Source organism: Streptomyces sp. NRRL F-2664 (genome assembly GCF_000719345.1).
Taxonomy (GTDB): domain Bacteria; phylum Actinomycetota; class Actinomycetes; order Streptomycetales; family Streptomycetaceae; genus Streptomyces.
In genome coordinates, this window is sequence record NZ_JOFX01000029.1 from 55203 (window position 1) to 78390 (window position 23188).

A 23188-nucleotide genomic window follows, 5' to 3' on the forward strand; every position below is an offset into this window, starting at 1 on the left:
TGCCGGAATGATGATCATCGACGGGGTGGAGATGCGGGGCGTCACGCCCGACGACGCCGCCGCGCTGGCCGACGCGTTCGCACGCAACCGGGCGTACATGGCTCCGTACGAGCCGGTCCGGCCGGACGCCTTCTACACCGAGCAGGGGCAACGGGAGCGGATCACGCAGCAGATGGAGTCCCGGGAGGCCGGGCGGTTGCTGCCGTTCGTGTTCGTCGACGCCGCCGACGGCACACCGCTGGGCACCATCAACCTCGGCAACATCCAGCACGGGCCGCTGTGCAGCGGCGGCCTCGGGTACTGGGTGGACGAGACCTGCCGGGGCAGGGGCCTGGCCACGGCCGGCGCCCGGGAGGTCTGCCGGATCGCCCGCGAGGAGATGGGGCTGCACCGGGTGGAGGCCGGCACCCTGGTCGACAACCTGGCCTCCCAGCGGGTGCTGGCGAAGGCGGGCTTCGAGCAGTACGGACTCGCGCCGCGCTACCTGCACATCAACGGCGCCTGGCGCGACCACCGCCTCTTCCAGCGCATCCTGCACGACGACCCTCCGGCGGCGTAGCAGATCCAGCCCCGGCGAGGCCGAACCGGCCGGCGGGGCCGGGGGTGGAGGTACCGGTTCGGGGGCTTCCCCCGCGGGCAACGGACCGGCACTCTGGGGAGGCGCCCCACGACGCGAGGCGGTGACGGGCATGCGGTTCGATTCCGGGCGGGTCTGCCTGGACCTGGTGGCCACCTTCGCCCCCCGCGAGGGCATCCCGGACGGCGACGAGCTGCGGCTCTGGCTCGCCGGGGCGGGGCTCGTGCCCGACCGGACGCCGCTGACCCGCGTGGGAGCCGACTGGGCCGAGGCCTTCCGCGCCCTGCGCGCCGACGTGGAGAGGCTCGTACGGGCGGAGCTGGCCGGCACCGAGCCGGACGACAGCGCCCTGGCCCGGGTCAACGCGCTGGCCGCCGGACCACCCCCCGGGCTGTGTGCCGTACGCGACCAGGAAGGGCACCTCGTCAGGGAGTTGTGCGGCGGTGTGGAATGCGGTGCGCTGCTCGCGGCCGTCGCCCGCGACGCCGTGGAGCTGCTGACCGACCCCGGCGACCGCGCCCTGCTGCGGGCCTGCGCGGGAGACGGCTGCACCCGCGTCTACCTGGACACCTCCCGCGGCCACCGGCGGCGCTGGTGCTCCAGCGAGCTCTGCGGGAACCGGGAGCGGGTCGCCCGGCACCGCCGCCGGGCCCTTGCGTCCGGATCCCGGTAGTCGGAGTACCACTGAGCGAGACGCGTCGCGGAACGGGCGTGCGTACAGGGGGTCGGTCGCGTACGGTTGACGGTCGCCCATGCACGTCAGAAGGGGGCCTTGGTGGCCGCGCAGGATGCCGCTGTCGACAGCACGGCGGACTCCGTCCGCGATCGGGAGATCGCGGTCGAGCAGACGCATCTCGACCAGGTGTACCGACGCCTCGAGGAGAAGATCCACGAGGCCGAGTTCCTCATGAACGACGCCGCCCAGCGCGGCCAGGTCGGCACGCCCGGCGCCCTCGCCGAGCGCGACGCGCAGGTCTTCCGGGCGGGCATCCACCTGAACCGGCTCAACAACGAGTTCGAGGACTTCCTCTTCGGCCGGATCGACCTGCTGCTCGGCAAGGACGGGGAGCGCGGCCCGGACGGCGCGTACACCTCCGTCGAGCCCGCCGACGCGGCGATCCGCGAGGACCTCACGGCCGACATCGCCGAGACGCTGCACATCGGCCGCATAGGAGTCCTGGACTCCGACTACGCTCCGCTGGTCATCGACTGGCGCGCACCGGCCGCCGCACCCTTCTACCGCTCCACCCCGAAGGAGCCGGGCCGCGTCGTGCGCCGCCGCGTCATCCGCTCCAAGGGCCGCAGGGTGCTCGGGGTCGAGGACGACCTGATGCGCCCCGAGGTCACCGCCTTCCTCGACGGCCGCGAGCTCCCCGCCATCGGCGACGGGGCGCTCATGGCCGCGCTCGGGCGGGCCCGTACGCACTCCATGCGCGACATCGTGTCCTCCATCCAGGCCGAGCAGGACCTCGTCATCCGGGCCCCCGCCGCCTCCGTCGCCGAGGTCGCGGGCGGCCCCGGCACCGGCAAGACCGCCGTCGCCCTGCACCGCGCCGCCTACCTGCTCTACCAGGACCGCCGCCGCTACTCCGGCGGCATCCTGATCGTCTCCCCGACCCCGCTGCTCGTCGCGTACACCGAGGGCGTGCTGCCCTCCCTCGGCGAGGAGGGCCAGGTCGCCATCCGGGCGCTCGGCTCGCTGGTCGACGGCGCCGAGGCGACCACGTACGACGACCCGGTCGTGGCCCGCATCAAGGGCTCCTCCCGGATGCGGTCGGTCCTGCGCAAGGCCGTGCGCGGCACGCTGGAGCTCGGAGACGAGCACGGCCCGGCGCCCGAGCGGCTGCGTGTGGTGGCCTTCGGCCGCCGCGAGGAGCTGGAGGCCGACGAGCTGAACCGGATCCGGCAGAACGTGCTCGGCGGCACCGCCCCGGTGAACCTGCTGCGCCCGCGCGCCCGCAAACTGCTCCTCGACGCCCTGTACGCCAAGACCGGCGCCGCCGGCCGGCACAGCGACCCGGAACTCGCCGCCGAGCTGCGTTCCGCCTTCGACGAGGACATCTCCACCGAGGACGCCTTCATCCGCTTCCTGAACGCGTGGTGGCCCGAGCTGACCCCGCGCCGGGTGCTCGCCGCGATGGCCGACGAGCGCAGGCTCGGCCGCTGGTCTCGCCGGGACCTCAACCCGCGTGAGACCCGCCGGCTGGCCCGCTCGCTGCGCCGGGTCGGCCCGGACGGCACGGGCCCCCTGTCGGTGCACGACGTGGCCCTGCTCGACGAGCTCCAGCAGCTCCTCGGCGCTCCCGCCCGCCCGAAGCGGAAGCGGGAGGTGGACCCGCTCGACCAGCTGACCGGGCTGGAGGAGCTGATGCCGACCCGTGAGGAGACGCAGTGGGAGCGGGCCGAGCGGCTCGCGGCGGAGCGCACCGAGTACGCGCACGTCATCGTGGACGAGGCCCAGGACCTGACGCCGATGCAGTGGCGCATGGTGGGCCGCCGGGGCCGGCACGGCACCTGGACGGTCGTCGGCGACCCGGCGCAGTCCTCCTGGACCGATCCGGACGAGGCGGCCGCGGCCCGCGACGAGGCCCTGGGCTCCCGGCCGCGCCGCCGCTTCACCCTGACGGTGAACTACCGCAACCCGGCCGAGGTCGCCGAGGTCGCCTCCCGGGTGCTGCGCCGGGCGATGCCCGGGACGGAGCCGCCGTCGGCGGTGCGCTCCACCGGCCTGGAGCCGCGGTTCACGGCCGCCGGGGACGAGCTGGGGCCCGTGGTCCGGGAGGAGACCCGGCGGCTGCTGGAACAGGTGGACGGCACGGTCGGCGTCGTGGTCGCCATGGACCGGCGCGCCGAGGCCGCGGGCTGGCTCGCCGACCTCGGCGGACGGGCCGTGGCGCTGGGCAGCCTGGAGGCCAAGGGCCTGGAGTACGACGCCACGGTCGTCGTGTCCCCGGCGGAGATCGCGGACGAGTCCCCGGCGGGCCTGCGGGTCCTGTACGTGGCGCTGACGCGCGCCACGCAGCAGCTGACGGTGGTCTCGGCCGCAGGGGACGAGCCCGACGCGGACGGAGTGCCCGCGCTGCTGCAGCCGTAGACGGTGCCGGCCCGGCCACCGCGCCGGGCCGCGTACGGCCGTATGGTCCGCGGCCGGCCGCGTGGTCGTGGGAACGGAGGGCGAGCAGGGGGATCGCATTCGGCGATCCTTTGTTAGCCTGGGTACGGCACCGACTCGATCCAAGCCCCCGGGCCCAACCTTCGTCGCTCAGAGCGACCACTTGCCGCGAGGCGAGCATGGCGGGTCGGTGTCGTGAACGTATGCAGGAACAGGTCCGCGCTCCCCACCCGGTGGGGAGCGCGGACCTGTTTCGTATGCCCCACCTTCCGCAGCCCCCTGGGAATCTCGTATGGTGGAAGAGTCTTTCCGAAATTTGTAGCTGGTTACCTTGTACCGGCTGGTAGGTGGGACGATCGGACAACAGGTCCTGCCGCACCTGCTGTGCAGCGCGGGCCTGTGTGTGAAGCGAACCAGGGACAGAAGAGGAAACACGGCCATGGCAACGGCGCCCAGCGTCTCGTATTCGATGACGGTCCGCCTGGAAGTGCCCGCGAGCGGAACCGCGGTCTCCCAGCTCACCACCGCCGTGGAGTCCTCCGGCGGTTCGGTCACCGGTCTCGACGTGACCGCCTCGGGCCACGAGAAGCTGCGGATCGACGTCACCATCGCCGCGACCTCCACCGCCCACGCGGACGAGATCGTGGAGAAGCTGCGCGGCATCGAGGGCGTCAGCCTGGGCAAGGTCTCCGACCGCACGTTCCTCATGCACCTCGGCGGCAAGATCGAGATGTCGTCGAAGCACCCCATCCGCAACCGTGACGACCTCTCGATGATCTACACGCCGGGCGTGGCCCGGGTGTGCACCGCCATCGCCGAGAACCCCGAGGACGCGCGCCGCCTCACCATCAAGCGCAACTCCGTCGCAGTCGTGACGGACGGCTCCGCCGTGCTGGGCCTGGGCAACATCGGCCCGATGGCCGCGCTGCCCGTCATGGAGGGCAAGGCGGCCCTCTTCAAGCGCTTCGCCGGTATCGACGCCTGGCCGATCTGCCTCGACACCCAGGACACCGACAAGATCGTCGAGATCGTCCGCGCGATCGCCCCGGGCTTCGCCGGCATCAACCTGGAGGACATCTCCGCGCCGCGCTGCTTCGAGATCGAGGCCCGGCTGCGCGAGGCCCTCGACATCCCCGTCTTCCACGACGACCAGCACGGCACCGCGATCGTCGTGCTCGCGGCCCTCACCAACGCGCTGCGCGTCGTGGGCAAGGCGGTCGAGGACGTCAAGGTCGTCATGTCGGGCGCCGGTGCGGCCGGTACCGCCATCCTGAAGCTGCTCCTGGCGGCGGGCGTGAAGAACGCCGTCAGCGCCGACATCCACGGCGTCGTGCACGCGGGCCGCCCGGACCTCGTCGACGCCGCGGCGGACTCGCCGCTGCGCTGGATCGCCGACAACACCAACCCCGAGGGCTACACGGGCACTCTGAAGGAGGCCGTGGTCGGCGCCGACGTGTTCATCGGCGTCTCCGCCCCGAACGTGCTGTCCGGCGAGGACGTCGCGGCGATGGCGGAAGGCGCCATCGTGTTCGCGCTCGCGAACCCGGATCCCGAGGTGGACCCGGCCGTGGCCCGCCAGACGGCCGCCGTGGTCGCCACCGGCCGCTCCGACTTCCCGAACCAGATCAACAACGTGCTGGTCTTCCCGGGCGTCTTCCGCGGTCTGTTGGACGCCCAGTCCCGCACCGTGAACACCAGCATGATGCTGGCCGCCGCGACCGCGCTGGCGGACGTCGTCGGCGAGGACGAGCTGAACGCGAACTACATCATCCCGTCGGTGTTCAACGACAAGGTCGCCGGAGCGGTCGCCGGCGCCGTCCGCAAGGCCGCCTCGGCCGCGCAGAACGGCCCTGTGACGGGCCTCACGGCTCCCTGATCCCCGGCGCGTCGCGAGATGCGGGCCCGTCGGGCCGCCTCTAGGGTTGCGGGGATGCCAACGAGCTCCGCTGTTCGCATCCCACGGGTGCGGACGGAGCGTCACCGGGGCGTGACTGTGGCGCTTTTCGTGTGACCCCGGCGGGTGCCGGATTGGCTTTCCCGCCGCTGGTGGGGGCAGGATGCGTAACCGGGCGAGAGGGTCTGACGTTCAGACCCGGGTCCGGGGACTGTCCTAGGGCCCTGGCAGCATCGGCTTCGATCTCACGCCTCTAAGGCAAGTTGAACACGGGAGTACAACATGAACCGCAGTGAGCTGGTGGCCGCTCTGTCCGAGCGCGCCGAGGTGACCCGCAAGGACGCCGACGCCGTTCTGGCCGCGCTCGCCGAGACCGTCGGCGAGATCGTCGCCAAGGGCGACGAGAAGGTCACCATCCCCGGCTTCCTGACCTTCGAGCGCACCCACCGTGCCGCTCGCACCGCGCGCAACCCGCAGACCGGCGACCCCATCCAGATCCCGGCCGGCTACAGCGTGAAGGTCTCCGCGGGCTCCAAGCTCAAGGAAGCCGCCAAGGGCAAGTAAGTCCCGCCCCGGCGCCGGGGGCCGCGCAGGCCTGCGGGACGTCGAGCACGGCTGGATGCAGCAGCAGTACGCAGCACGGTGAAGGGCGGCCACCCCGGGCGGGGCGGCCGCCCTTTCGCCTGCCCGCCCTCCTGGCCGGGACCGTCCCCCCTGGTCCCGTGGGCCCTGGTGGGCCCTGTGAGGCCCCGTCAGGCCCTCTCAGAGCCCGCCAGGGGCCCCGGGGCGCGTGAGGGGCAGGGCGGGCCGCCCCTGCGGGCCGGGGCCTCCGGCGCGGCATGCGAGAGCCCCCCGGGCCCTTGCGGGGCCCGGGGGGCTCTCGGTGTCCGTACGGGCGTCCGGGTGAACGCCCCGGAGGGTCAGACGAGGTCGCCGCCCGGGAGCTCGACCTTCGCACCGAGCTCCACGAGCTTCTCCATGAAGTTCTCGTAGCCGCGGTTGATCAGGTCGATGCCGTGGACCCGCGAGGTGCCCTCGGCAGCCAGGGCCGCGATGAGGTACGAGAACCCGCCGCGCAGGTCGGGGATGACCAGGTCGGCGCCCTGCAGCTTGGTCGGGCCGGAGACGACCGCCGAGTGCAGGAAGTTGCGCTGGCCGAAGCGGCAGGCCGAGCCGCCCAGGCACTCGCGGTACAGCTGGATGTGAGCACCCATCTGGTTGAGCGCCGAGGTGAAGCCGAGCCGGGACTCGTAGACCGTCTCGTGGACGATCGAGAGGCCGGACGCCTGCGTCAGGGCCACGACGAGCGGCTGCTGCCAGTCCGTCTGGAAGCCGGGGTGCACGTCCGTCTCCAGCGCGATGGCGTTGAGCGGGCCGCCGGGGTGCCAGAAGCGGATGCCGTCGTCGTCGATCTCGAAGGCGCCGCCGACCTTCCGGTACGTGTTCAGGAAGGTCATCATCGAGCGCTGCTGGGCGCCGCGCACGTAGATGTTGCCGCCCGTGGCCAGCGCCGCGGAGGCCCAGGAGGCGGCCTCCAGGCGGTCCGGGAGGGCCTTGTGGTTGTAGCCGCCGAGCCGCTCCACGCCGGTGATCCGGATGGTGCGGTCGGTGTCCATGGAGATGATGGCGCCCATCTTCTGCAGCACGCAGATGAGGTCCTCGATCTCCGGCTCCACGGCGGCGTTGCTGAGCTCGGTGACGCCCTCGGCCAGGACGGCCGTCAGCAGCACCTGCTCGGTCGAGCCGACCGAGGGGTAGGGCAGGCGGATCTTGCAGCCGCGCAGCCGCTGCGGGGCCTCCAGGTACTGGCCGCCCTCGCGCTTCTCGATGGTCGCGCCGAACTGGCGGAGCACGTCGAAGTGGAAGTCGATGGGCCGGCCGCCGATGTCGCAGCCGCCGAGACCGGGGATGAAGGCGTGGCCGAGACGGTGCAGCAGCGGGCCGCAGAAGAGGATCGGGATGCGCGAAGAGCCCGCGTGGGCGTCGATGTCGGCGACGTTCGCGCTCTCGACGTGGGTCGGGTCGAGGACGAGCTCGCCCGGCTCCTCGCCGGGACGGACCGTCACCCCGTGCAGCTGGAGCAGCCCGCGGACGACACGCACGTCACGGATGTCGGGAACGTTGCGCAGCCGGCTGGGTTCGCTGCCGAGCAGAGCGGCGACCATGGCCTTGGGCACGAGGTTCTTCGCACCGCGGACACGGATCTCGCCCTCGAGCGGGGTGCCGCCGTGGACAAGCAGTACATCGTCACTGATGCCGGTCATGAATCTCGCGTTCCGGAGAGGGGTGGGCAGGGGGCCAGGGAAAAGGGTAAGGGCCACCACCCCCTTGTTCGTAAGGCCGACGCGGCCGTAGGACTGTCATGAATTCGGTACAACACCCTCCGTATCCACCGCATGGCGGAGCGTTGCGTTCCGCCCGCTTCGTCCGCGCGCGCTCCCCGATGCCGCCGTGCGCGGTGAGCTGCGGACGATCCGATCTGTGCGCCCGCTCCCCGGAAACGGCGGATGTGCGGGATCATGGCGGCATGACCGAGGTGTCCTCCCTCACAGGGCGGCTGCTCGTGGCCACCCCCGCCCTCGCGGACCCGAACTTCGACCGCGCGGTGGTGCTGCTGCTCGACCACGACGAGCAGGGCTCCCTCGGCGTGGTCCTCAACCGACCGACACCGGTGGGCGTCGGCGACGTCCTGCTGCCCTGGGCCCCGCTGGCCGGGGACCCGGGCGTGGTCTTCCAGGGCGGGCCGGTGGCCCTGGACGCGGCCCTCGGGCTGGCCGTCATCCCCGGCGAGGAGGGGCCCCTCGGCTGGCGACGGGTGCACGGCGCGATCGGGCTGGTCGACCTGGAGACGCCGCCCGAGCTGCTCGCCCCGGCGCTGGGGGGCCTGCGCATCTTCGCCGGCTACTCCGGTTGGGGGCCCGGCCAGCTGGAGGAGGAGCTGGGCGAGGGCGCCTGGTACGTGGTGGAGTCGGAGCCCGGCGACGTGTCCTCGCCGGACCCCGAGCGCCTGTGGCGGTCGGTGCTGCGCCGCCAGCGCAGCGAACTCGCGATGGTCGCCACCTATCCGGACGACCCGTCGCTCAACTGACGGGCGCGGGGTTAAGTACCCTGGGTTCCATGAGCACTCTTGAGCCCGAGCGCGGGACTGGCACGGGGACCCTCGTAGAGCCGACGCCGCAGGTGTCGCACGGTGACGGCGACCACGAGCGCTTCGCCCACTACGTCCAGAAGGACAAGATCATGGCGAGCGCGCTCGACGGGACCCCCGTCGTCGCGCTCTGCGGCAAGGTCTGGGTACCGGGCCGGGACCCGAAGAAGTACCCGGTCTGCCCCATGTGCAAGGAGATCTACGAGTCCATGGGACCCGGCGGGGACAAGGACAAGGGCGGCAAGGACAAGTAGTCCGCCCCCCCCGTCGCCGCTCCCCTCCACGGGACCGGGGCCCCCGGCGCACCACGGTGCGTCCGGGGGCCTTTGCCGTGCCTGCGGGGCGCGTTAGGGTCGGCGCGACGAGCATCCCGCGGAACGTGCGTTGCGCAGGATGCAACGGCTGCCGCGAAGGGCTGACGCATGGACCCGATCCGCACGGACCCGAACGGCACGGACCCGAACGGCACGGACCTGATCCGCACGGGCCCGGTCCGCACGGACCTGATCCGCACGGACCTGATCCGCACGGGCCTGGTCCCCGCACCCCGGGCCGCGCTGCTCGACGAGGGAGGCCGCCGCTTCGTGTTCGGCCCCGCACCGGTCCTCGGCGCCGGGCCCGGCACCGCGTCCGTCGCCCGCTGGATGCGGCGGGAGCTCGGGGCTGCCACCGGCTGGGACCTGCCGCCGGCCGGACCCGGGGCCGGCGCGGTCGCGGAGCTGCGCCTGCGGATCGACCCGGACGCGGCGGAGGGCCGGGGCCCGGAGTCGTACCGCCTCGACATCGACGCCAGCGGGGCGGAGCTCACGGGAGCGACGGCCGCCGGCCTGTTCCGGGGCGCCCAGACCCTGCGCCAGCTGCTCGGCCCCGACGCGTACCGCAAGGCGCCGTTGCCCGGCCGCACCTGGAGCCTGCCGTACGCCGCCGTCGTGGACGGCCCCCGCTTCGGCTGGCGCGGGCTGATGCTCGACGTGGCCCGGCACTTCCTGCCCAAGGACGGGGTGCTGCGCTTCATCGACCTCCTCGCCGCCCACAAGCTCAACGTCCTCCATCTGCACCTGACGGACGACCAGGGCTGGCGGGTGGAGATCGAGCGGTACCCGCGCCTCACGCAGATCGGGGCGTGGCGGGAGCGCAGCCGCTGGGGCCACCGGGCCTCCCCCCTGTGGAACGAGACCCCGCACGGCGGCTTCTACACGCAGGACGACATCCGCGAGATCGTCGCGTACGCCGCCGAGCGGCACGTGCGGGTGGTCCCGGAGATCGACCTCCCCGGCCACTCGCAGGCTGCGATCGCCGCGTACCCGGAGCTGGGCAACACCGACGTCGTCGACACCGCGGCGCTCGGCGTGTGGGACGACTGGGGCATCTGCGAGAACGTGCTCGCCCCGACCGAGGCCGTGCTGCGTTTCTACGAGGGTGTCTTCGAAGAGCTGTTGGAGCTGTTCCCGGCGGAGGTCTCGCCCTTCGTGCATGTGGGCGGTGACGAGTGCCCCACGACGCAGTGGAAGGCCTCCGCCGCGGCGCAGGCGCGGATCCGCGAGCTGGGCGTGGACGGGGAAGACGGGCTGCGGTCGTGGTTCGTCCGGCACTTCGACGGCTGGCTCGCCGCCCGCGGACGGCGGCTCATCGGATGGGACGAGATCCTGGAGGGCGGACTCGCCCCGGGCGCCGCCGTGTCCTCCTGGCGCGGCTGCGCCGGCGGGATCGCCGCCGCCGAGGCCGGACACGACGTGGTGATGTGCCCCGAGCAGCAGGTGTACCTGGACCACCGTCAGGCGGGCGGCGAGGACGAGCCGATGCCCATCGGCTACGTGCGCACGCTGGAGGACGTGTACCGGTTCGAGCCGGTGCCGCCGGAGCTGTCACCGCGGGCGGCGGCCCATGTGCTGGGCGCGCAGGCCAACATGTGGACCGAGGTGACGCAGGACCAGGGCCGGCTCGACTACCAGGTGTTCCCGCGGCTGGCGGCCTTCGCGGAGGCGGTGTGGTCGCCGCTGCCGGAGCCGGGAGAGCGGGACTACGCGGACTTCGAGGCGCGCATGGCCCGCCACTACCCGCGGTTGGACGCCCTGGGCGTCGACTACCGGCCGCCGGGCGGCCCGTTGCCGTGGCAGCGGCGGCCGGGAGTGAAGGGGCGCCCCGTCGAGGGCGCGCCACCGAACGTGTGAGTCGGGGCCTCGGGCGCGACCTGAACGGAAGCGCCACGGGTCTGGAACTCTCGCTGCATTTCCCGCTATACCGGGGAAATCGGACGTTCGGGGCGCGGTGCGGGACACGGCGCGGGAACCCGCGGCGGGGACCCGGCTCCGGCGGGGCGGGCGGAGGCGCGCGGGGTGCGGGTGCACGGGTGGGACCCTCGCGCCGGGCGGCCCGGAAGATGTGCCAGAGTTGCCACGTCCCGGCGGTGAGCACGTACCGTACGGCGGACAGGCGTGAGCGCCAGGACCGGGACATCGGGAAGGGGCAGCTGGGTTGACCACGCACGCACCGCACGCACCGCACGCACCTGATTCACCTCAGGGGGCTCAGGGGCCGCAGGCGGCGCAGTCCGTGACGCTGCCGGCCTCGCTCGACGAGGCCGTCGCGGCGCTCACCGCCATGCCCGCCGCCGTCCCCGTCGCGGGCGGCACCGACCTCATGGCCGCGGTCAACGCGGGGCTGCTGCGGCCCGCAGCGCTGGTCGGCCTGGGCCGGATCAACGAGATCCGCGGCTGGCAGTACCAGGACGGCCACGCGCTGCTCGGCGCGGGCCTCACCCACGCCCGGATGGGCCGGCCCGACTTCGCCGCCCTGATCCCCGCGCTCGCCGCCGCCGCACGCGCGGCCGGGCCCCCGCAGATCCGCAACGCCGGCACCCTCGGCGGGAACATCGCCTCTGCCGCGCCCACGGGGGACGCGCTGCCCGTGCTGGCCGCGCTGGAGGCCGTACTGGTCATCGTCGGACCGCTCGGGCAGCGCGAGATCCCCGTCTCGCACCTGCTGGCCGGCCGGGAGATGCTGCGGCCCGGAGAGCTCATCGGCTTCGTGCGGGTGCCGCTGCTGCACGCCCCGCAGGTGTTCCTCAAGGCCACGGGTCGTACCGGCCCCGGGCGGGCGGTGGCGTCCGTGGGACTCGTACTGGACCCGGCGCGCCGCGGCGTGCGCTGCGCGATCGGCGCCGTGGCCCCGATGCCGCTGCGCCCGTTGGAGGCCGAGCAGTGGGTGGCCTCGCTGATCGACTGGGACGGCGGGCGGAGCCTGGCCCCCGAGGCCCTGGAGGCCTTCGGCGAGTACGTGGCGGCCGCCTGCGTCCCCGACCAGGGGGAGCCGGTGGCTCCCGGCGTACTGCACCTGCGGCGGACGGTGGCCGTACTGGCACGCAGGGCCCTCGGAAGGGCGCTGACCTCATGAGCGGGAACGAGAACGAGAACGTGACCCAGGGGAACGGCACGGCGGGCTGGGGCTGGGAACCCGTCCCGCAGGGCGGCGAGTACGACTCGGACGCCACGGCCTTCGTGAAGCTGCCGCAGGAGATGCTGGACGCGCTCGACACCGGTGAGCCGCTCGCGGCGCCGGGGCACGGCTACGTACCGCCGCCGATGATCGTGCCGCTCGGTTCGGCCGGCACGGACCCGGCGGCGACGGGCACGTGGACGATGCAGGCGCCGTGGCCGCAGGCCGGCTCGTCGGAGACGGGCGCCGGTGCCCCGGCCGCCTCGTCCGGTGCGGGCGCGTCGGGTCCGGGCGCGTCGCGTGCGGGTTCGGTGGGCGGGCCGATCCCCGCTTCCATCCCCATCCCGGAGTCGGTGGCGGCGGCGTTCGCCGAGCCGGATCCTGAGCCCGAGCCGGGTACGGGGGCCGGGGCGGAGCCCGGGCCTGCGGCCGCGCACGACCCCGGTGCGACCGCGGAGTGGCGCTTCCCCGAAGCCGTGCACGCGCCCGAGGAAGCACCGTCGACCACCGGCCAGTGGGCCGTCCCGGAATACGCCCAGCAGCAGGGCGACTTCCGCACGGGCGGCCTGGGCGCGGACTGGAGCCAGGCCCCGGCGACCCTGCCGGGCGGCGCGCCGGCCCCGTGGGCCTACCTGACGCAGCAGCCGGCCGCGGACCCCGAGCCCGACCCGGGAGTCCTGCCCGGCACGGACGAGGCCGTCGCCGCGTCGGCCGCCGCCGCCACCGCCTCGGCGCACGCAGCGGGACGCCTGCTCGGCGGGCCGGGCGTCGGCGCCCCGGGCCGCGGGCCGCGCGTGCTCGGCGGCCCCGGCGTGGGCACCGCATTGCAGGAGGCGGAGCCCGCGCACCGGGCACCGCACGACAACCACCCGGCCGGCCACCCAGGCACCGACGCCGGCGCCGCATACGGTCAGGCGGCGACGGCCGCGGGGGAGCGCCCGCACCCGGGAGCGGCCACGCAGGAGCCTCCCACGACGGACACCGGGACGGACCTGTTCGGGGGAGAGCGCTCCGCCGGGGCGCCGGTCACCGACGCCGCGCACCCGACGGACCCGGACCTCGCGGACGCACCCGGGGACGCCGGGTACGGGGCGCCTGCCGAGCACGGCGTCCACGCCGACCGCATCGGCCGGGGCGGCCTCTTCGGGCAGCCCGGGCACGCCGAGCACGACGGACTCACCGCGCACCCCGCGCAGGCCGGGCACGCGGGACACCACGAGCACGCGGGACACCACGAGCGCATCGGGCACGCCGAGCAGGCCGGCCAGGCCGAGCACGGCGAGCACTCCGGTCACACAGGGCACTCCGACCCCGCCGGGCACTCCGGGCATCCCGCGGACACCGACGGGCACGGCTTCGCCGCCTTCGAGCCGGGGCCGAAGCCCCCGCAGGGTGAGGCCGGGGCCGCCGCCGCGGACGGCCACGGCTTCGCGACGCCGGGCCGGGAGCCCGCACCGGCCCACGCCGACGCCGACGCCGAGGGGCAGGCGTCCGCCGAGGCCGCCGCGTCCCCCGAGGAGGTCCCGGCCGGCTCCACGCCGCCCGGGGACACCGCCGACAGCCCGGCGGAGCTCCCGGCCGGCGGATCCGGCGAAGGGGTCCCGCCCGAGGTGCCGGCGTACGACGAGGAAGAGCATCCCGCCGCCGCTGTCCACCACGAGCACCCGCACGCCTCCTACGTCCTGCGGGTCAACGGGGCCGACCGGCCCGTCACCGGCGCCTGGATCGGGGAGTCGCTCCTCTACGTGCTGCGCGAGCGCCTCGGCCTCGCCGGCGCCAAGGACGGCTGCTCGCAGGGCGAGTGCGGCGCCTGCGCCGTGCAGGTCGACGGCCGGCTCGTCGCCTCCTGCCTGGTCCCGGCGGCGACGGCGGCCGGCAGCGAGGTCCGCACCGTCGAGGGCCTCGCGACCGGTGGGGAACTGTCGGACGTCCAGCAGGCGTTGTGCCGATCAGGTGCGGTGCAGTGCGGGTTCTGCGTCCCCGGCATGGCCATGACCATCCACGACCTGCTGGAGGGCAACCACGCCCCCAGCGAGCTGGAGACCCGTCAGGCCCTGTGCGGCAACCTCTGCCGGTGCTCCGGCTACAAGGGCGTCGTCGAGGCCGTGCGGGAGGTCGTGGCCGAGCGCGAGGCGGCGTCGGCCGCGTCCGCGGCGCCCTCCGCGGCCCAGGGCCCGGCGCAGGCGCAGGCGGCGCAGGCACAGGCTCCGGCGACGGCCGAGGGTGCGCCGGAGGCGCGCATCCCGCACCAGGCAGCGCCCGGCGAGGGCGGCATCCACCACGGAGGCACGGCGTGAGCGGGCAGGACGCGGCGACGGCGACGGCGACGAACGCCGTGAACGCCACGGTGACGGCCATGACGGCCCCGGGCGCGGCCGAGTCCGCCGAACCGCAGACGCCGCGCGGCATCGGCGCCTCCGTCGAGGCCGCCGACACCCGCGCCAAGACCGAGGGCACCTTCCCCTACGCCGCCGACCTGTGGGCCGAGGGCCTGCTGTGGGCGGCCGTGCTGCGCTCCCCGCACGCCCACGCCCGCATCGTCTCCATCGACACCAAGGCCGCCGCCGAGATGCCCGGCGTACGCGCCGTCGTCACCCACGCCGACGTGCCCGGCGCCGCCACGCACGGCCGCCGGATCGCCGACCGGCCGGTGTTCGCGCACGACGTCGTGCGCCACCACGGCGAGCCGATCGCCGCCGTCGCCGCCGACCACCCCGACACCGCCCGGCTCGCCGCGGCCGCTATCGCCGTCGAGTACGAGCTCCTCGACCCGGTCACCGACCCCGAGCAGTCCTTCGGCGCCGCCCCCCTGCACCCCGACGGCAACCTGATCCGGCACATCCCGCTCCGCTACGGCGACCCCGACGCCACCGGGGACGTCGTGGTCGAGGGCCTCTACCGGATCGGCCGCCAGGACCCCGCCCCCATCGGCGCCGAGGCCGGGCTGGCGGTGCCCCGGCCCGACGGCGGCGTGGACCTCTACACCGCCTCCACCGACCCGCACACCGACCGCGACCTGGCCGCCGCCTGCTTCGGCCTGGAACCGGACCGGGTGCGCGTCGTCGTCACCGGCGTGCCCGGCGCGACCGCCGACCGCGAGGACGCCGCCTTCCAGCTCCCGCTCGGCCTGCTCGCCCTGCGCACCGGCTGCCCGGTGAAGCTGGCGGCCACCCGCGAGGAGTCCTTCCTCGGGCACACCCACCGCCACCCGACCCTGCTGCGCTACCGCCACCACGCGGACGCGGAGGGCCGCCTGGTCAAGGTGGAGGCGCAGATCCTGATGGACGCGGGCGCCTACGCCGACGCCTCCGCCGAATCCCTCGCGGCGGCGGTGGCCTTCGCCTGCGGCCCGTACGTCGTCCCGCACGCCTTCGTCGAGGGCTGGGTGGTGCGCACCAACAACCCGCCGTCGGGCCACGTCCGGGGCGAGGGCGCGATGCAGGTGTGCGCCGCGTACGAGGGCCAGATGGACAAGCTCGCGGCGGCCCTCGGCATCGACGGCGCGGAACTGCGCATGCGCAACGTCCTGGCGACCGGGGACCTGCTCCCCACCGGCCAGACGGTCACCTGCCCGGCGCCGGTCGCCGAACTCCTGCGCTCGGTCCGCGACTTCGAACTTCCCGCCCTCCCGAAGGACGCCCCCGAGGACGAGTGGCTGCTGCCCGGCGGCCCGGAGGGCGCGGGCGAGCCGGGCGCGGTGCGGCGCGGCGTCGGCTACGGCGTCGGCATGGTCCACATGCTGGGGGCCGAGGGCACCGACGAGGTCTCCACCGCGACCGTGAAGGTCGTCAACGGCACGGCGACGGTCATCTGCGCGGCCGTCGACACCGGCCAGGGCTTCGCGACACTGGCCCGCCAGATCGTCCAGGAGGTCCTGGGCCTCGACGAGGTGGCGGTGGCCCCGGTCGACACCGACCAGCCGCCGGCCGGCCCGGCGGCGCACGGCCGCCACACATGGGTGTCGGGCGGCGCGGTGGAACGCGCGGCGAAGATGGTCCGCACCCAGCTCCTCCAGCCGATGGCCCACAAGCTGGGGATGTCCACCGAGCTCCTGCAGATCGCGGACGGCCGGATCACGTCGTACGACGGCGCGTTCTCGATGCCGGTCGCGGAGGCCGTGCAGGGCAAAGAACTGTGGGCGACGGCCCAGTGCCGCCCCCACCCGACGGAACCGCTGGACGCGGACGGCCAGGGCGACGCCTTCGTGGGCCTCGCCTTCTGTGCGGTCCGCGCCGTGGTGGACGTGGATGTCGAGCTGGGCTCGGTACGGGTGGTGGAACTCGCGGTGGCCCAGGACGTGGGCCGCATCCTCAACCCCCGCCAACTGGAGGCCCGTATCGAAGCGGGCGTCACCCAGGGCGTGGGCGCGGCCCTCACGGAAAACCTCCGCACGGTCGCCGGCCTGGTCCGCCACCCCGACCTGACGGGCTACGCACTGCCCACGGCGCTGGACGCGCCGACGGTCCGCATCGTCAAACTGGTCGAGGAGCGCGACGTGGTGGCCCCCTTCGGCGCGAAGGCGGCGAGCGCGGTCCCGGTGGTGACGACCCCGGCGGCGATCGCCTCGGCGGTCCGCGCAGCGACGGGCCGCCCGGTCAACCGGCTCCCGATCAGGCCGTCGGCGGCGGTGGCGGCGCCCAACTCGTGACCGTGTGACCCGCATTGCACGTGCAACCCCGGACTTGGGGCTGTCGGTGCCGGTCGCTAGAGTGATCGCCGAGAGTGTGCGCGCGCACGTGCGAACGGGTGCGAACGGGGACGGGGCACGGCGCCGGGCGCCGCGACCACGGGGAGACGGGGAGTCGGGGAGGCCATCGTGGCAGAGGACAACGGCGGGATTCTGGCGTCAGGCCTGTCGGGGGACGTGGCGGCATCGATCAGAGCCCAGGCGGAGGCCCAGGCCCGAGCGGCGGCCCTGCGCATCGAGTACGACGACCTGAAGGGCTACAAGGCCCTGGTGGACGGCCTCCTGACCTCCCTTCAGGAATCCCCGGCGCACCACGGCAAGCTGGCTGACGGCACTCTCCCGGCCGGCTCCCTCGGAACGGGCTTCGCGGAGGCGGACAAGCTCTACGAGGCGTACAAGACCGTCCATTCGGAGTTGCAGAAACTCTCGAAGGGCCTGGCCGAGCAGATCGAGGGTCTGGGCATCGCAGTCCAGTCCGCGAGCGGCGGCTACGCGGAAGTGGACGAGGAGCAGAAGCGGCGCATGGTCGTCATCGCCAAGCAGGCGCACGACCGGTACATCCGGGACCGTGACCCGTACGCGGACGAGAAGAGCGACAGACCGCAGCCGAACGTGACGAACGGCGGTGTTTACTGATGACGGATTTCGAGGGATACACGCACGCACAGCTGCACGCGATGATCGAGTCGCTCAATCCGGCGAAGGTTGCGGCGCTCGGTACGAAGCTTACTGAGGCAGCCAAGACGATCAAGGACATCGGGACCAAGCTCAAGGACCACAAGGTCAAAGGCTGGGAAGGCGAAGGTGCTACTGCCTTCCAGGACTGGGTGAGCCGCGCGGGCAGCGCCACACTGCTGCTGGCCGACTACAGCACCGCGGGCGGCAAGTACATGGCCGAAGCCGCGCAGGTCATGCGCGAGGTCAAGCCGTCCAAGGACGGCGCGGGAAACTTCCCGCCGTACGACGCAGCTGCGGATGCGAAGCTCAGGGAAGACCTGGCGACGTCGCGCGAGTACAGGAACGATCCGGACGCGGTGCAACTCGGACAGGAGGCCTGGTCGAAGCTGAGCGCAGATCATGCGCGTGCGGTGGACGCCATGAACAAACTGGCCGGAGCCTACGACCAGTCCGCCCTGCAGATGGGCAAGGCGGAGATTCCGACGTTCCCGCCGCCGCCACATGTGTTGGTGCCGGAGGGCTTCGCTGGCGATACAGACGTCGCTCGCTCGGGCAGTAGTTCTGGGCAAGGAGGCCCCGCAGGCTCCTCGGCGGCGTTTGGTGGCGCTGGCTCGGCATACGAGTCGGGCTCGGTATCTGGGCCCCAGCCGAGGCCGGACGCCATCGACCCGTCGACCTCCGTCCCGTCGACGCCGGATCGGGAGGTGGATGTAGACCTCGACAGCGTCGGCACGCTTCCGCCCCCGACCGCGCCACCCGTAACGACCACGCCCGGCCTCCCGCCGACCACCGGTCCTGTCACGCCCACGCCCGGCCCCTTCGTGCCACCCATGGCCGTGCCGCCGGTAGGTGGCCTGAAGGGGCCCGGTCCCTTCGGGACACCGCCCGGTCTCGGCCCGTACCCGGGCACGAGTGGTCCCGGCATTCCGGGTGCCAAGGTCACGCCGGGGCTGCCCCCGCGTGACGCCGGTATCACGGGCGGACGTCCCGTGACGTCAACCGGTCCGACCTCCGGCATCCCGCGCGGCACGGTCATCGGCGAAGGCACCCAGGCGGGCCGCCCGATGGGTGGCGGCATGGGTTACGGCGCCGGCGGCCCCTACGGCGGGGCCCAGGGAGGCATCCCGGCCGGTCGCCGCTTGGCCTCGGAGCCGGGCGGGGTCGTCGGTGGGCGTCAGGCCGGCACGGTCGGCCGACCCATTGCAGCAGGCCAGCCGTTCACCCAGGGTGGCTCGGGACTCGTGCGCAACGGTGCCGTGCCCATGGGCCACGCGGGCGCGCAGCCTCCGGGCGGGCGTCGGGACAACCAGGGGAGCGAACGTCCCGACTACCTGACCGAGGACGAAGAGACCTGGCAGGGCAACCGTCGTGTCGCCCCGCCCGTGATCGACTGAGCAGAACGGACGTTGTACGGGATGCACATGCGCAAGGCGACCGCGGCCCTGGTGGGCCTCCTGCTGGCCGGGGTCGCCGCGACCCCGGCCCATGCGGAGACCATCCGATCGCAGCAGTGGCATCTCGACGCCATGAAGGCCGACGAGATCTGGAAGATCAGCACTGGCAAGGGCGTCACCGTTGCGGTGATCGATTCTGGCATCGATCGCATCCCGGAACTTGAGGGACAGGTCTTGCCTGGCAAAGACTTCGAACCGGACAGCGTTGAGGGCGATGAGCGGACCGACGTGAGCAGTCACGGCACCACAATGGCTGCAGTGATTGCGGGTAGCGGCAAGCACCCGAGCGGTGATGGTTCCTTTGGGTTGGCACCTGGTGTCAAGATTCTTCCGATCCGTGTACCTCACGAGACGAGTCGAGCGACCCCGTCCTGGGTCGCTGCCATCAGGTACGCAGCAGATTCGGACGCCAAGATCATCAATATGTCCTTGGGTGTAGACGGCACAGCCGCCGAAGACGAACCGCGCCGCGAAGCAGTGAAGTATGCACTCTCCAAAGGGAAGCTCATCTTCGCTGGCACGGGAAACTACGGTCAGAGCACACTGTTCTACCCCGCCGCGACTCCTGGAGTCGTCGGTGTCGGAGCGGTCGACGCAACTGGCAAACCGACTAAGGAATCGCAGTACGGTCCTCAAGTCGACCTAGCTGCACCCGGGATCGACATCCTCACGGCTTGTGGGGGTAAGACGGGGCTGTGCAAGTCCTCCGGCACCAGCGATGCCTCCGCCCTCGCCTCCGCCTCCGCGGCACTGCTCTGGTCCGCGCACCCCGAGTGGACCAACAACCAGGTCCTGCGGGTCCTGCTGAACAACGCGGGGAAGCCCGTCGACGGTTCCCAGCGCAATGACTACGTCGGATACGGCATCGTCCGGCCCCGGGTCGCGCTGCAGACCCCCGGGGACCCCGGGCCGGCCGACGTCTATCCGTTGCCCGACCTGGCCGCCGCGGCCGGTGCCGGCAAGGCCTCCGCGTCGCCCAGCGGCGCGGCCACCGCACCCGCACCCGCCCCCCGGGCCGAGGAGAAGAAGAGCAGCGGCTCCCTGCTCTGGGTCGGGCTCGGGCTCGGGGCGTGCGTGCTCATCGGCGGGGCCGTGACCGCGGTCGTCGTACGGCGCAACCGCTGATCCGATCCGACCTGTTCCCGTCCGTCCCGACCGACCCGGAGGTCCACGCGATGTCGTTCGAGGAAGAGTGGTCGGCGGCTCGCGCCACGGCCTCCTCCCAGGTCGCCATGCGGCTCAACCAGGCTCCCGCCGACCCCGGGGGCGGAACCGGCGGCGCCGATCTCGCGCTCGACCAGGACCAGATCGGCGCCGTCGGCTCCGAGGCGTACAAGCTGCACACCCGCCTGCAGACCGACGGCAAGCACGCCGCCACCGCGACCACCGAGGCCGCCGGGGCCCTGACCCGGGAGGGCTTCGCGAGCGGGGCCGCCCTGCTGAAGGCCAACAGCGTCTGGGAGAGCCAGGTGAAGACCCTCGTCGCCGCCTGCGCGAACATCTCCAACGGCCTGAACTACTCGCTCTCCTCCCACGCCAAGGACGAGCAGCAGCTGCACGCCGACTTCACGGCGTCCGCGATCGACAAGTACCTGACGTAGGCGAGGCGCCCGCATGCTGACGTACGAGAACGTGATGAACGCGCCCCTGGACAAGCTCCACACCGCGGTCACCGACTGGACGGCCATGGCCGGCAAGCTGGACGAGATGGCCGAGGCCGCCCGCAACGGCATGAAGGCGAAGTCCGACAAGGCCGAGTGGAGCGGGGTCACCGCCGGGGTGGCGCGCGGGTTCGTCGACAAGACGGCGAAGGAGTTCGAGGACGCGGCCAAGGCGGCCAAGGGGATGCACCAGGTCCTCGCCGACGCGCACGCCACCTTCAAGGCTGCCCAGGACGAACTGAAGCGGCTCGCCGCGGAGGCCCCGGCAGCCGGATTCCGGATCGACGCCACCGGGCGGGTGACCGCCATTCCCCTGCCCACCGAGGCCGACCGCAACGCGGCCCGCCACGACCCCGACTACCAGCAGACTCTCAACGCGAACCGCAACGCCTGGCAGTCCCGCGTCGATCGGGCCGTCGAGAACGCCCAGGACGCCGACGACTCCCTGGTCCGCGTCCTCCGGGCGAACGCGGCGAACGAGCACGACTTCACCGGACCGAAGTTCACCACCCTCGACGCCGAACAGGCCTCCCGCGCCGCCGACCTGATGAAGAAGGTCACGGGCCCGGGCGGCACGGCCCGCAACGTCGAGGCGCTGCGCGAGCTGGAGGAGCTGCTCGACGACAACCGCGAGGAGCCCGAGTTCGCGACGGGCCTGTTCCGGACCATCGGTGCCGAGGGCACCCTGCAGATGTACTCCGCCATGTCCCTGGACGCGACCAGCCTGGGCGCCGCCGGCAAGGACCGGGCGCTGATGGTTTCGAACATTCAGAGCGACATGGGCGCGATGCTCGGCCTGGCCACGCACAAGGACGTCCCCGGCCACCTCGACGCGGCCTGGACGACCCAGCTGATGAAGGCCGGCCGCAAGGAGATGGACGTCCTCGGCGGTGTCCGGCAGATCTACGGCTACCAGGCGCTCGGCGCGCTGCTGCGCGAGGGGAAGTACGACACCGAGTTCCTGACGTCGGTCGGCCGGGACATGATCGCCATGGACCGCAAGGACCCGCAGGCATGGGAGTTCCACACCCCGTACGGGCTGGAGTCGGTCCTCAACCAGGACCCGGACGGCGGCCGCGGCTTCTACCCGTTGACCGGCCTCATGCAGGCACTGGGCAACAACCCGGATGCGGCGACGGCCTTCTTCAACGAACCGGTCCGCGAGGACAGCAACAAGGACGGCATCGTCACCAAGGACGACAAGCCGGTCGCCGGCCAGCACGGCAAGGACCGGGGCATGGTCGACTACATGCTCGACAAGAAGCCGTACATGGACGGCTTCGACATCACCCGCACCGGCGATCTCCGCCCCGCCCAACACGCCCTGGGCGACGCCCTGATGGCAGCCGTTTCCCACCGCAGCCCCGGCGACGAGGACGGGCCGCCGGTCCCGCACACCCGGGAGATGGCGGCGGTCATGGAACGGATCGTCGAGAAGATCGGCGACAAGCCGGAACTGGTCGATGCGAAGCCGGGCGACCCGGAAGGCCCCCTGCACGGCCTGTCCGGCCACTTCGGCCAGATGGCAGCCGAGTACATCGCCGACCTTCAAGCATCCGCCGAGAACGGTGGCGGTCAGATCAAGGTGGCCGGCGAGATGGCCGAGTTCAACAAGTCGGACATGGCCCGCTTCCTGGGTGCTGTTGGCCAGGACCCGGATGCGTACGGGGCGATCACCAACGCCAACCAGGCCTTCACCGGCGTCCTCGTCAGCGACCTCATCGTGCACCGCGGTGACAACGGACTCGTGGACGCTGCGATCGGCAATGCCGTCCATCCTGGCGGTGAGATCGCCGGAATGCTCACGGAGGCTAGGGCCCGGAACATGCATTCCGAAGCGACACACAAGGCGGAGGAGTACGTCAAGGGCGTTGAGGATAACGCAAAGTGGATCAACCGCGGCATCACGGCAGCCGGCGGTAAGTACCTCGAACTGGTGCCTCTGGCCGGCGACATCGTCGAATGGGTGCAGGAGGACGTCACCGAACACTTCGTCGACGAGGCCAAGAAGGACGGCCAGAAGCTGACGGGTGACATGGAGGGCGACGTGTCCAGGATGTACGCCGACGCACAGACGAGGGCGAGCGACGCCGCAAGGAGCGCCGTGGTCCACGCGGCTGCCGGAACGGGCATGTCGCGGACAGACATCGACGTACTGGCAGGAGCGGCCTCCCGAGAGACCACCAACGGACATTCGGCCGGACGCGACCAAGTGGCATCCGCGGCAGGTACCTCGTGAACGGGGCAGCAACCCGGAACACCGGCACGGAGAAGGGGCAGGCCATGGCTTGGAGGAGCACGCGGACAGGCGCAGTCCGACTCTGCGGGGTCCTGGCGGGTGCCATCCTGCTCGCCGGATGCGATGCGGACTCCGAGGCGAAAGACACCCCGTCGAAAGACCCCGTCGCGGCGACGCGTGAAGCCTGTCCCGGGCTGCTCGACGCAGCGGCGGGGGAGGCGTTGCAGCGCGTGCTTCAGTCCTCCTACCTGGTGCCGGACGACGACCAGCGCGTGGGTGCGACGGCCATGGCTCGGGCCGTGG

17 protein-coding genes are annotated in these 23188 nt (G+C 72.8%); 16 read left to right on the plus strand and 1 reads right to left on the minus strand.

What is annotated here, in order from left to right; genetic code table 11:
• Window positions 1-10: 10 nt before the first annotated feature.
• From IF89_RS0123885 to IF89_RS0123905, 5 genes are all read left to right on the plus strand, one after another.
• Window positions 11-559 carry a GNAT family N-acetyltransferase gene (locus tag IF89_RS0123885; protein ID WP_030771679.1) on the plus strand — a complete coding sequence of 183 codons (549 nt, stop codon included), beginning with the start codon at window positions 11-13 and terminating at the stop codon, window positions 557-559.
• 130 nt (window positions 560-689) lie between these two features.
• Window positions 690-1250: a CGNR zinc finger domain-containing protein gene (locus IF89_RS0123890; protein WP_030771681.1), complete on the plus strand. Its 561-nt coding sequence runs from the start codon at window positions 690-692 to the stop codon at window positions 1248-1250.
• Window positions 1251-1352: 102 nt separating this feature from the next.
• On the plus strand, window positions 1353-3671 hold the full coding sequence (locus tag IF89_RS0123895) for a HelD family protein (protein ID WP_030771684.1): 2319 nt from the start codon (window positions 1353-1355) through the stop codon (window positions 3669-3671).
• 457 nt (window positions 3672-4128) lie between these two features.
• The gene (locus IF89_RS0123900; protein WP_030771687.1) at window positions 4129-5565 is read left to right on the plus strand and encodes an NAD-dependent malic enzyme; all 1437 of its coding nucleotides are present in this window, start codon (window positions 4129-4131) and stop codon (window positions 5563-5565) included.
• A 300-nt stretch (window positions 5566-5865) separates the two neighbouring features.
• A complete protein-coding gene (locus tag IF89_RS0123905) occupies window positions 5866-6147 on the plus strand; it encodes an HU family DNA-binding protein (RefSeq protein WP_007264399.1) in 282 nt (93 codons plus the stop codon).
• A 356-nt stretch (window positions 6148-6503) separates the two neighbouring features.
• On the opposite strand, the gene murA is transcribed toward IF89_RS0123905, so the two are convergent.
• A complete protein-coding gene (gene murA / locus IF89_RS0123910; RefSeq protein ID WP_030771691.1) occupies window positions 6504-7847 on the minus strand; it encodes a UDP-N-acetylglucosamine 1-carboxyvinyltransferase in 1344 nt (447 codons plus the stop codon).
• 263 nt (window positions 7848-8110) lie between these two features.
• On the opposite strand from murA, the gene IF89_RS0123915 reads away from it, so the two are divergent.
• The 11 genes from IF89_RS0123915 (at window position 8111) to IF89_RS0123965 (ending at window position 22885) form a co-directional block, all read left to right on the plus strand.
• Window positions 8111-8671, plus strand: a complete 561-nt coding sequence (locus IF89_RS0123915; RefSeq protein WP_030771694.1) for a YqgE/AlgH family protein — start codon at window positions 8111-8113, stop codon at window positions 8669-8671.
• A gap of 29 nt (window positions 8672-8700) precedes the next feature.
• Window positions 8701-8985 carry a DUF3039 domain-containing protein gene (locus IF89_RS0123920; protein ID WP_030010729.1) on the plus strand — a complete coding sequence of 95 codons (285 nt, stop codon included), beginning with the start codon at window positions 8701-8703 and terminating at the stop codon, window positions 8983-8985.
• A gap of 168 nt (window positions 8986-9153) precedes the next feature.
• Window positions 9154-10902, plus strand: a complete 1749-nt coding sequence (locus IF89_RS0123925) for a beta-N-acetylhexosaminidase (protein ID WP_078628466.1) — start codon at window positions 9154-9156, stop codon at window positions 10900-10902.
• A gap of 304 nt (window positions 10903-11206) precedes the next feature.
• Window positions 11207-12124, plus strand: a complete 918-nt coding sequence (locus IF89_RS0123930; protein WP_078628467.1) for an FAD binding domain-containing protein — start codon at window positions 11207-11209, stop codon at window positions 12122-12124.
• A complete protein-coding gene (locus IF89_RS44705) occupies window positions 12121-14463 on the plus strand; it encodes a (2Fe-2S)-binding protein (protein WP_051807499.1) in 2343 nt (780 codons plus the stop codon). Before IF89_RS0123930 ends, IF89_RS44705 begins: the two co-directional genes overlap by 4 nt.
• 59 nt (window positions 14464-14522) lie before the next feature.
• Complete coding sequence (locus IF89_RS0123940; RefSeq protein ID WP_051807510.1) at window positions 14523-16814, plus strand: xanthine dehydrogenase family protein molybdopterin-binding subunit; 2292 nt, start codon at window positions 14523-14525, stop codon at window positions 16812-16814.
• 168 nt (window positions 16815-16982) lie between these two features.
• Window positions 16983-17489, plus strand: a complete 507-nt coding sequence (locus tag IF89_RS38225) for a hypothetical protein (RefSeq protein WP_107047345.1) — start codon at window positions 16983-16985, stop codon at window positions 17487-17489.
• The gene (locus tag IF89_RS40935; protein ID WP_051807501.1) at window positions 17489-18925 is read left to right on the plus strand and encodes a WXG100 family type VII secretion target; all 1437 of its coding nucleotides are present in this window, start codon (window positions 17489-17491) and stop codon (window positions 18923-18925) included. Before IF89_RS38225 ends, IF89_RS40935 begins: the two co-directional genes overlap by 1 nt.
• 21 nt (window positions 18926-18946) lie before the next feature.
• The gene (gene mycP, locus IF89_RS0123955; protein WP_043194320.1) at window positions 18947-20110 is read left to right on the plus strand and encodes a type VII secretion-associated serine protease mycosin; all 1164 of its coding nucleotides are present in this window, start codon (window positions 18947-18949) and stop codon (window positions 20108-20110) included.
• A 50-nt stretch (window positions 20111-20160) separates the two neighbouring features.
• Window positions 20161-20586 (plus strand): hypothetical protein, encoded by a 426-nt coding sequence (locus tag IF89_RS0123960; RefSeq protein WP_030771714.1) that lies wholly within the window; start codon window positions 20161-20163, stop codon window positions 20584-20586.
• A gap of 13 nt (window positions 20587-20599) precedes the next feature.
• The gene (locus IF89_RS0123965) at window positions 20600-22885 is read left to right on the plus strand and encodes a hypothetical protein (RefSeq protein ID WP_030771717.1); all 2286 of its coding nucleotides are present in this window, start codon (window positions 20600-20602) and stop codon (window positions 22883-22885) included.
• Window positions 22886-23188 lie beyond the last annotated feature (303 nt).